This window comes from Novosphingobium sp. (assembly GCF_031424035.1).
GTDB lineage: Bacteria > Pseudomonadota > Alphaproteobacteria > Sphingomonadales > Sphingomonadaceae > Novosphingobium.
Genome location: NZ_JANPGP010000091.1, coordinates 1 through 9,720 on the forward strand (window position 1 = coordinate 1; position 9,720 = coordinate 9,720).

Genomic DNA, 9,720 nt, shown 5'->3' on the forward strand with positions numbered 1-9,720 from the left:
GCGCCAGACGATCTCGACCAGACTGGCAATCGCAATTGCCGTCCACCCACCCATGCCGAGCCATGCGGTGGGCACATGCAGGTAAAGGATGCGGACCGAATCGCCTTGCAGCGCATCAGCGGGACCCACAAAAACGCCCCAGGCCATCGCGCCAAAGGCCAGCACCAGTCCGGTCACCAGCAACAGCGGCGTCAGCCACCGGGCAAGGCGCAGGAAACGGGCGGGATTCGCAAAGCCGTGCATAAGAATGCGGCCATTTGGCAGGGTGAAAGCCCGCCCGCAAGCGATAGCTTGCAGCGGATTGTATCAGGCCAAATCCATCAACACACGATCAGCGCCCGATCAGTCTTTGCGCCATGGCATCGGCCACCTTATCGGCAGGCTGGCCGCTAGCATCACTCTCACGCCAGATGGCTTCGAGCCGCAGGGGAATCTCTTCGAGGCGCTCCATTACCTCCGCTCGTGTGCAGGGCTGGCCCTGTTCGCGGGCGAGATACTCAAGGGTCACCGCGATGATGCCGCCGCCGTTGATGACATAGTCCGGCGCATAAAGAATGCCCCGTTCATGGAGAATCGGGCCGTGCTGCGGACGGGATAGCTGGTTGTTCGCCCCGCCCGCGACAATGGGTGCCTTGATGCGGGCAATGCCGCTGTCATCGAGGATCGCGCCGAGCGCGTTGGGGCTGAAGACATCGCATTCGACATCCATGATCGACCCGGCATCGACTGCCGTGCCGCCCAGTTCCGCTGCTAGTGCGGCGGCGCGTTCGGCATTAACGTCGGCCAGCGTGAGCTTAGCTCCCTCCGCCGCAAGCAGCCGGGCAAGACCGCCGCCAACGCTGCCCGTGCCCTGCACCGCGACATGGACGCCCGACAGATCGTCGCGGCCCAGCTTGTGACGCACCGCCGCCTTCACGCCATAAAAGATGCCGCGCGAGGTAAACGGCCCTGGATCGCCGCCGGCAAGATCAGGATCAGTGGCCGGCAGGCCGCAAACGTGGCGGGTGCGCTGGTGGATCGCCACCATGTCAGCTTCGCTCATGCCGACATCCTCAGCCGTGACATAGCGACCGTTCAGCGCCGCGATAGCATCGCCAAAAGCGGCGATCATTGCCGGCGTCTTGGTCAGGTTCTCGTCGGCGAGGATCACCGCCTTGCCGCCGCCCATCGGCAGACCGGCCATGGCGTTCTTGTAGCTCATCCCGCGTGACAGGCGCAGCGCATCGCGAAGCGCGCCCGCGCCGTCAGCATAGTGCCAGAACCGCGTGCCACCGGCACCCGGCCCCAGATGCGTGGAATGAAGAGCGATGATCGCTGTCAGCCCGGAGGCGCGGTCGTGCACCACCTGGACCATTTCGTGATCGTCGAAGTCAGGTTCTTCCCAGAATGCAGGCACGCGCTATCTCCCTGTGCAAGGGGACACGTGCCTGGCTGGGGAAAATGGGGCGACCGATGGGGTTCGAACCCACGACCTCCGGTACCACAAACCGGCGCTCTAACCAACTGAGCTACGATCGCCATAAAGCCGCCAGCGCGTGCCTTGCGGCGGCGCTGTTAGGCATGACCGGAGCCGCTCGCAAGCAGTATCCGGCGCAGGCGCGGCCTCTTGCACAGGCGGGCCGGATTGGGAAGTGAAATCTTCGCAGCAACCTTTCCTGCGCAACATTATTACGTGATCGATTTTGGCTACCCTGCCAGACCGCCGCCTGCGAATCTGTCGCGGGATATTTCGCAAGTGCAGCATCAAAGGCATTGGCAATTGCGTTTCATTCATGCATCACTTGTGTGACAGGGAGCAGCCATGCCGCCATCGGGGTCTGTGAATTTCGACGAAATGCTGGACGAAGGCGGCGCGATTCGTCCTGCCTATGCGGACTTCTGCAATTGGTTCAATCAGCAGGACCCGTCCTGGCTCAAACGCCAGAATGTTGAGGCGGAGCGCTTCTTCCGCCGCACCGGGATCACCTTCAACGTCTATGGCGAGGCTGCCGGCGAAGAGCGGCTGATCCCGTTCGACATGATCCCACGGATCATCACCGCGGGTGAATGGCGGCAGCTGTCAAAAGGCATCGAGCAGCGGGTTCGCGCGCTCAACGCCTTCCTGCATGACCTTTATCACCGCCGCGAGATCATCCGCGCCGGCAAGTTCCCTTCCCGCCTGATCGAGCGCAACAGCGCCTACCTGCCCGAGATGGTCGGCTTCACCCCGCCCGGTGGCATCTATACCCATATCGTCGGGATTGACCTGATCCGAACCGGCCCCGGCGAATTCATGGTGCTGGAAGACAATGCCCGCACACCCAGCGGCGTTTCCTACATGCTGGAAAACCGCGAAACGATGATGGCGATGTTCCCCGAACTGTTCACGCAGGTCCGGGTGCGTCCGGTGTCGGACTATCCGCGGAGGCTGGCGCGCAGCCTTGCCGCCTGCACCCCCCGCCGCGCGAGCGACCGGCCAGTTGTCGCGGTGCTGACGCCGGGGATCTACAATTCCGCCTATTTCGAACACGCGTTCCTTGCTGACCAGATGGGCGCGGAGCTGGTCGAGGGTAGCGACCTGCGCGTGGTCGATGGCCGCATCGCCATGCGCACCACGTGCGGATACGAACCGATCGACGTGCTCTATCGCCGGGTCGACGACGAGTTCCTCGATCCGATGACATTCAACCCGAACAGCATGCTTGGCGTGCCCGGAATCATGGACGTTTATCGCGCCGGCGGCATCACCATTGCCAATGCGCCCGGCACCGGAATTTCCGACGACAAGGCGATCTATTCCTTCATGCCCGAGATCGTCGAATTCTACACCGGTGAGAAGCCGATCCTGCAGAACGTGCCAACCTGGCGCTGCGCGGAGAAGGATTCGCTCGCCTATGTGCTCGACAATCTGGCCGATCTGGTGATCAAGGAAGTCCACGGCTCGGGCGGCTATGGCATGCTGATCGGGCCGACCGCGACCAAGGCAGAGATTGCCACCTTCGCCAAGAAGCTGCGCGCGCGGCCTGACAATTTCATCGCACAGCCCACGCTGGCGCTATCGACCGTGCCGATCTTCACCAAGGCCGGGCTTGCCCCGCGCCATGTCGATCTGCGCCCCTTCGTGCTGATGTCGCCGGAGGGGATCGATATCACCCCAGGCGGGCTGACCCGCGTCGCGCTCAAAAAAGGTTCGCTGGTGGTCAATTCGTCGCAAGGCGGCGGCACCAAGGACTCCTGGGTTCTGGAGGACTGACGGGTGTTAGGACGGACTGCAAATGGCGTATCGTGGATGTTCCGTCTGCTCGAGCGGGCGGAGAATACCGCGCGCCTGCTTGAAACCGGCTTCCGCCTCGCGCTGACCCGCGGGCAAGGCGCGGCGCGCAGCGAATGGCAATCGGTGCTCGTCACCATCGGCCAGTTGGAGACCTACCGCTCGGCGCATGGCGAAGTGACCGGTCCGCACGCGACTGACTGGATCCTGCGCGGGCGCGACAATCCGGGTTCGGTGCTGCGCATGGTTGAACAGGCACGTTCAAACGCGCGTGCAGTGCGCACTGCCCTCACCCGTGAGGTCTGGGAAGCGACGAACGAGGCGTGGATGGTGCTCAGCGAAATGCTCGCGCGCCCGGTGAAGCCCAACTCTCTGGGCGATGTCCTCGCCGCGATTCGCCGGCAGTCGACTCTGGTGCGCGGGTCGATGGACGGCACCATGCTGCGTAACGACATCTTCAACTTCGCCCGCATCGGCACGTTTATCGAACGGGCGGATAACACCGCGCGTATTCTCGACGTGAAGTACTACGTCCTGCTGCCTTCGGTCTCGCTGGTGGGATCGAGCTTCGACAATGCCCAGTGGGACACGGTCCTGCGTTCAGTCTCTGCCGAACGAGCCTATCGCTGGCTTAACGCGGGCGAAATCGACCCGCGTGGGATTGCCGATTTCCTTATCCTCGACAGCAGATTTCCGCGCAGTCTGGCTTCCTGCTATACCAAGCTGGAAAGCAACATCGCCGGCCTCGCGCGGCAGTATGGAACGCACGTTGGCTGCCATGATCTGGTGGCCGATCAGGTCCGCAAACTGCAGACGGCAACCATCGAATCGATCATCGACTTCGGCTTGCACGAATTCATCGGCCAGTTCCTTGCGAGCAACCGGCGCGTGGGCAATGCCATCGCCGCCGACTACAGGTTTACTGACTGATGCGCCTCTCCGTCCGCCATTCTACCCGCTATACCTATGACGAACCGGTCGCTCACGGCCTGATCCGCCTGCGTATGCGGCCCAAACCGACGCATGGCCAGCACGTGGTCGAATGGACCATGAACCTCGACGGCGCTCGGATGGAAACCGAATTCGACGACCATCACAGCACTCACGTCGCGTTGGTTTCGATCGTTCCGGGCGTGCCGGTGCTGGAGATCACCTGTTCGGGCATCGTCGAGACGGCTGACCGCTCTGGCATCGTCGGTCCGCACATCGGTTGCATGCCACTGTGGGCCTTCGCGCGGCAAACCACCATTACCCGGCCCGGGCCGCGCATGAAGGCGCTTATCGCAGCCTGCCAGCCCCAGCACGATGACCGGCTTGCCATGCTGCACACGCTTTCGCAGACAACATTGGCGGAAGCGGCCTATGAAACCGGGCACACCAGCGTCGGCACCACTGCCGAGGAAGCGCTGACCGCCGGCCGCGGTGTTTGCCAGGATCACGCGCATATTTTCATCGGCTGTGCCCGAGCGCTGGGTGTGCCGGCACGCTATGTCAGCGGCTACCTGATGATGGACGACCGCATCGATCAGGAAGCCACTCATGGCTGGGCCGAAGCCCACATCGATGGCCTCGGCTGGGTCGGCTTCGATGTATCGAACGGCATCTCCCCCGATGCGCGCTATGTCCGCGTTGCCACCGGATTCGATTACCGCGATGCCGCTCCCGTCACCGGACTGTCATGGGGCGGAGGAAAAGCCGCCTTGGCGGTCACCCTCGCGGTTGAACAACAAGCCGCCCAGCAGTAACGGTCAGGCAAAGAGGGGTTTGGGCCGTGACCTATTGCGTTGGAATGCTGATCGACAGCGGTATCGTATTGATGAGCGATACGCGCACCAATGCGGGCGTCGATAACGTTTCCACCTTCCGCAAGATGTTCCACTGGTCGGTCGAAGATGACCGCGTGATCACCCTGCTGACCGCCGGCAATCTGGCGACGACCCAGTCGGTGCTGAGCCAGCTTGAGGAACGCAACAAGGCCCCGGCCGAACGGCACAATTCGCTGCTGGAAGCGCCGACCATGTTTCAAGTCGCCACCCAGGTCGGAAAGCTGCTCAACGATACCATCGCGGCGCAGCGGGCGGAGCATGGTCAGGAAGGCTCGGACAAGATGTTCCAGGCCTCGATCATCGTTGCTGGCCAGATCAAAGGCATGGAACCACGTCTGTTCCTCGTCTACCCGGAAGGCAACTTCATCGAGGCAAGCTTCGACACGCCCTATTTCCAGATCGGTGAAACCAAGTACGGCCGTCCGATTCTGGTGCGCGGCTATTCACGCGACATGAGCTTCGAGGACGCGATCAAGCTGGTGCTGGTCAGCTTCGATTCGACGATCAAGGCCAACCTCAGCGTCGGTCCGCCGCTCGACCTGCTGGTGATTGAGCGCGACAATTTCTTGCCGATCCACAATCGCCGCATCTCGGCCGACGATCCCTATTTTCGCGCGGTTTCGGTCGGCTGGGGCGAGGCACTGCGACGCGCGTTCCATGACTTGCCAGACTATGAAATGGCCTCCGAACACACCCCCGCTCACTGATTGGAATTGGGCGCAGTACAACAAAAAGGGCGGCCAAATGGCCGCCCTTTCGCATTCCGAATGACGGAAAAGCTTACTTCTTGAGCGTGAGCCCACCGAAGCGCTTGTTGAACTGTGCAACGCGGCCGCCGGTGTCGAGCTGGCGGGTGCCGCCGGTCCACGCCGGGTGCGAGGTGGGGTCGATTTCGAGCACCAGCGTGTCGCCTTCCTTGCCCCATGTGGAGCGAGTTTCAAACACGGTGCCGTCAGTCATCTGCACCTTGATCATGTGATAGTCGGGGTGGATATCGGCCTTCATCGTCTCACACTTTCGTTGTGGCCGGTTCCGACCGGCCTGAAATGGAAGGCGCGCGCATAACCATGCCGCGCCGGTTTGTCCAGCCTTGCAGCCGAAAAGCTCAGCTATCCGCGATCATCGCGGTGAAGTTGACCTCGCAGGTCACCTTACCGCCCACCGATGCCTTGCCCCAGAACTTGCAGACGCGGCTGCGCTTCTGGATGAAGCCGGCTTCCAGATCGAGCAGCACGCCGGGTTCGACTGGCGCGCGGAACTTCGCCTCTTCGATGGCCATGAAATAGACCAGCTTGCCGGTGCCGGCGAGTCCAAGCGTTTCGATCGCGAGAATGCCAGCGGCCTGGGCCAGCGCTTCGATCTGCAACACGCCCGGCATGATCGGACGTCCGGGGAAATGCCCCTGAAAGAACCCTTCGTTGAAGCTGACCGCCTTGACCGCATGGATCTGCCCGTCAGCGACAAGGCTGACCACGCGGTCAACCAGCAGCATCGGGTAACGGTGCGGCAGCGCCGCGAGGATGCCGGTAATGTCGAGCGACTTGCCCTCAACCGGCGTCGGTGTTTCCTCGCTCATGGCGCTGCCCCTACCCTTGCCCTTGCCGAAAAGCCTTAGCGGCCCTTGGTCTTCTTGCCAGTCGTCGCGGCCGGAGCCGGTGCGACGGGAGCAGCCGGAGCGGCACCGCCCTGCTGGGCAGCCTGCTGCGCCTTGGCTTCACGCACTTCGCGCGGTTCCCAGCCAGCCGGCGGCACCAGCTGCGCCGAAGGCAGCGCGGTGTTCAGCTCGGTCAGGATTGCCTGATTGAGGTTGTAGGCGTTAGTCGTGGCGACGACAGCCGACGGGTTGAGCAGCAGCGTGATGCGCTGCTTGGTCATCGCGGTGTTGATCGCGGCATTCAGCTTTTCGCTGATCTGTTCCTGCACATAGGCTTCCGAATAGGACACCGGCTGGAGCAGCTTCTGCAGTTCCTGCGTGCCGCTGGCTTCCATCGCCTGGATCGACTGCGCCTGCTGCGCCAGCGCTTGCTGGTTGGCATTCGGCAATGCACGATCGGCATTGAACTTGGTGACCATGCCGGTGATCTGGTCGGCGATCTGCTTGCGGCGCGCCTCTGCGGCGTCATACGTCGCCTTGTAGGTCTGCGGACGCTGGGTTTGTGCCACCTTGAACGCGTTCGAATTAACCACGATCAGATCGATATTGGCGATGCCGATACCGGGAACGGTGATGCCGTTCGAAGCCGGAGTGGCAGCGGGAGCGGCAGGGGTCTGCGCGATCGCGGGCTGGGCAACCGTCAGCACCACGGCAACGGCGGTGGCGGCTTTGAGAATGGTTTTCATCAGAATTGCGTTCCTACGTTGAAAGTGAATGACTTGGTATCGTCGCCAGGCTGCTTGAGCAGCGTCTTGGCAAAATCGAGACGGAAAGGACCGAACGGCGAGTTCCAGTTGAACCCGATGCCCACGGCGACACGCGGCTTCCAGCTGTTGCCGAGGAAGAATTCCTTGAACGCCGTGTTACCGCCCAGCGCCGAGTTCGCAGACAGGTTCACGCCGGCCGGGGTGCAAACAAACGATGTGTTGGAGTTGGTCGCGTTCGTGGTTTGCGAAACGGTAGCAACTTCGCAGGCGCCAGTGGTCGTATTCACGACGGTTGTATCAATCTGCGAGAATAGCGGCAGGCCGGTCGACGGATCGCGGGTGGCGATGAACACCTGGCCGCTAGGATTGTCGATGACGCCATCGTTGTTGAGATCGGCGGTATCAATCAGCGACGGTGCCTTCACGCTCCAAACAGCGCCGGCATCAAGGAAGATCGACGGACGAATGCCCATTTCGCGTGCACCCGAGCCCAGCGGGATTTCGAGTTCCATGCGGCCGAGGTAGTAGTAACGGCCGCCGATAGCGTCGTCCTGCCAGGTATCGCGGTCACCCGACACGCCGCCGGCTTCGAGGTAGGTCTGGCCGTCGGTGCAATCCTTGATTGTCGTCGCAGCCGTTCGGATCGCAGCCGTTCCAGCAGTCGTCGTTGTGGCCGGCACTGCCGGGGTGAAGCAGTAGTTGCCCGTGCTGAACACACCCGGCGTATCGACATAGGTCTTGCGCAGAACGCGCGGGCCGACGCCGCGGATGTCGAAGCCGCGTATCTGCGGTTCGCCAAGGTAGAAGCGGTCGGTCAGGCGCACGTCGCCGCCGTTGCTCAGCCCCTTGATGATGCCGCCTTCGCCCGAGATCGAGAAGATGAAGCCCTTGCCCAGCGGCCAGTACTTCGCCGCGTTAATCGAGAGACGCGCATATTTCACCGAACCGCCCAGACCGGCAAACTCGCCGGTGACCGAGACGGTATGGCCGCGGCTTGGGCGCACGCGGTTGTCGAGCGTGTCGTAGATCCACGTCAGGCCGAAGCTCGATGTGGTGCGCTTGCCGATCGCGTCGCACAGGTAGCGCCCGGCGAGCAGCGGATCGCAGGTGCCGCCCGAATAGAACTGGTTCTCGTCCAGCGTCACATCGTCGATGTTGAACGTGTAGCGACCGACAAGGCTGGTATATTCGGTCAGCGGCAGGCCGGCGCGCATCTGGAAGCCGGTCGTGGTCTGGCCGTAAAGCGTGTTACGATCCTGGCCGGAGAAGTTGAAGTTGTTGTAATCGCGGCGATAGATGTCCGCGCCGAACGAGATATTGCGGTCGAACACGTAAGGTTCGGTGAAGCTCAGCTGGGCCGACTTCGAATAGCGCGAATAGCTGACCGATGCACCGACCGTCTGGCCGCGGCCGCGGAAGTTACGTTGCTGCACCGAGGCCTGAAGGATGAAGCTTTCGATCGACGAGAAGCCGGCCGAGAGCTGGAGTTCGCCGGTGGGCTTTTCCTCAATATCTGCCTTGAGCACGACGCGGTCAGGCGCGGAGCCCTGTTCCTGCTTGATCTCGAACTTTTCCTGGAAATAGCCGAGCGACTTGATGCGGTTGGTCGAACGCTTGACCTGCAGCGAGTTGAACGCATCACCTTCTGACAGGCGGAATTCGCGGCGGATTACCTTGTCCTGGGTCAGCGTGTTGCCGTTGATCTCCACCTTCTCGACGTAGACGCGCGGCGCCTCCGCGATCTGGAAGTTGATCCCCATGGTGAGGTCTTCCTTGTTGCGGTCGTAGTTGGGATTAACGTCCGCAAAGGCATAGCCGAACGCGCCGGCAGTCTGGTTCAGCTTGTCGATGGTATCTTCGACGAGCTTGGCATTGTACCAGTCGTCCTTCTTCATCGGCAGCTGCTTGGCGAGCGCCTCGCCGTCAAAGTCGCGAAGCTGGCTTTCCACCTTCACGTCGCCGAACTTGTAGCGCTGGCCCTCTTCCACCACGTAAGTGATGATGAAGTCCTTCTTGTCCGGGGTCAGTTCCGCCACGGCCGAGATGACGCGGAAATCGGCGTAGCCCTGCGTCAGGTAGTACTGGCGCAATTTCTGCTGGTCATAGGCCAGACGATCCGGATCGTAGCTGTCTTTCGACGAAAACAGGCGCCACGTGCGGCTCTGCTTGGTCAGCATTTCGCCGCGCAGTTCGCCATCGTTGAACTTGTCGTTGCCGATGATGTTGATCTGGCGAACCTTGGAGCGCGGGCCTTCGCTGATTTCGAAGACGATATCGACGCGG

Annotated in this window: 10 protein-coding genes and 1 tRNA gene; 4 read left to right on the forward strand and 7 right to left on the reverse strand. The window is 62.0% G+C overall.

Translation table 11 applies throughout. From position 1 onward, the window contains the following. From ccsA to RMO89_RS13255, 3 genes are all read right to left on the reverse strand, one after another. The coding region (ccsA, locus tag RMO89_RS13245) for a cytochrome c biogenesis protein CcsA (protein WP_409035542.1) at positions 1–243 on the reverse strand (243 nt) is incomplete at its 3' end. A gap of 88 nt (positions 244–331) precedes the next feature. Beyond that, complete coding sequence (locus RMO89_RS13250; RefSeq protein ID WP_310533656.1) at positions 332–1,396, reverse strand: Glu/Leu/Phe/Val dehydrogenase dimerization domain-containing protein; 1,065 nt, start codon at positions 1,394–1,396, stop codon at positions 332–334. A 45-nt stretch (positions 1,397–1,441) separates the two neighbouring features. Next, positions 1,442–1,518: transfer RNA gene (locus RMO89_RS13255), tRNA-His, on the reverse strand. A 283-nt stretch (positions 1,519–1,801) separates the two neighbouring features. Here RMO89_RS13255 and RMO89_RS13260 point away from each other — a divergent pair. Genes RMO89_RS13260 through RMO89_RS13275 form a run of 4 tightly spaced genes read left to right on the forward strand, consistent with a single transcriptional unit; the run spans position 1,802 to position 5,783 of the window. Continuing rightward, entirely contained in the window at positions 1,802–3,232 is a 1,431-nt protein-coding gene (locus RMO89_RS13260; protein ID WP_310533657.1) for a circularly permuted type 2 ATP-grasp protein, read from the forward strand. Positions 3,233–3,235: 3 nt separating this feature from the next. Beyond that, on the forward strand, positions 3,236–4,180 hold the full coding sequence (locus RMO89_RS13265; RefSeq protein WP_310533658.1) for an alpha-E domain-containing protein: 945 nt from the start codon (positions 3,236–3,238) through the stop codon (positions 4,178–4,180). Further along, positions 4,180–4,995 (forward strand): transglutaminase family protein, encoded by an 816-nt coding sequence (locus tag RMO89_RS13270; RefSeq protein ID WP_310533659.1) that lies wholly within the window; start codon positions 4,180–4,182, stop codon positions 4,993–4,995. Before RMO89_RS13265 ends, RMO89_RS13270 begins: the two co-directional genes overlap by 1 nt. 26 nt (positions 4,996–5,021) lie before the next feature. After that, positions 5,022–5,783: a proteasome-type protease gene (locus RMO89_RS13275; protein WP_310533660.1), complete on the forward strand. Its 762-nt coding sequence runs from the start codon at positions 5,022–5,024 to the stop codon at positions 5,781–5,783. Positions 5,784–5,856: 73 nt separating this feature from the next. Here RMO89_RS13275 and rpmE read toward each other — a convergent pair whose 3' ends face one another. The 4 genes from rpmE to bamA form a co-directional block, all read right to left on the reverse strand. Continuing rightward, positions 5,857–6,081: a 50S ribosomal protein L31 gene (gene rpmE / locus RMO89_RS13280; protein ID WP_310533661.1), complete on the reverse strand. Its 225-nt coding sequence runs from the start codon at positions 6,079–6,081 to the stop codon at positions 5,857–5,859. A 100-nt stretch (positions 6,082–6,181) separates the two neighbouring features. Continuing rightward, positions 6,182–6,652, reverse strand: a complete 471-nt coding sequence (gene fabZ / locus RMO89_RS13285) for a 3-hydroxyacyl-ACP dehydratase FabZ (protein WP_310533662.1) — start codon at positions 6,650–6,652, stop codon at positions 6,182–6,184. Between the two features lie 35 nt (positions 6,653–6,687). Beyond that, positions 6,688–7,416, reverse strand: a complete 729-nt coding sequence (locus RMO89_RS13290) for an OmpH family outer membrane protein (RefSeq protein ID WP_310533663.1) — start codon at positions 7,414–7,416, stop codon at positions 6,688–6,690. Beyond that, positions 7,416–9,720 (reverse strand): outer membrane protein assembly factor BamA (bamA, locus tag RMO89_RS13295; RefSeq protein WP_310533664.1); only part of this gene is annotated, 2,305 nt, incomplete at its 5' end. The genes bamA and RMO89_RS13290, both read right to left, overlap by 1 nt.

Excerpts from the sequence above, each read along its gene's own strand:
- RMO89_RS13290 (WP_310533663.1), bottom strand. The coding sequence starts at position 7,416 with ATGAAAACCATTCTCAAAGCCGCCACCGCCGTTGCCGTGGTGCTGACG.
- rpmE (WP_310533661.1), bottom strand. The coding sequence starts at position 6,081 with ATGAAGGCCGATATCCACCCCGACTATCACATGATCAAGGTGCAGATG.
- RMO89_RS13270 (WP_310533659.1), top strand. The coding sequence starts at position 4,180 with ATGCGCCTCTCCGTCCGCCATTCTACCCGCTATACCTATGACGAACCG.
- RMO89_RS13260 (WP_310533657.1), top strand. The coding sequence starts at position 1,802 with ATGCCGCCATCGGGGTCTGTGAATTTCGACGAAATGCTGGACGAAGGC.
- fabZ (WP_310533662.1), bottom strand. The coding sequence starts at position 6,652 with ATGAGCGAGGAAACACCGACGCCGGTTGAGGGCAAGTCGCTCGACATT.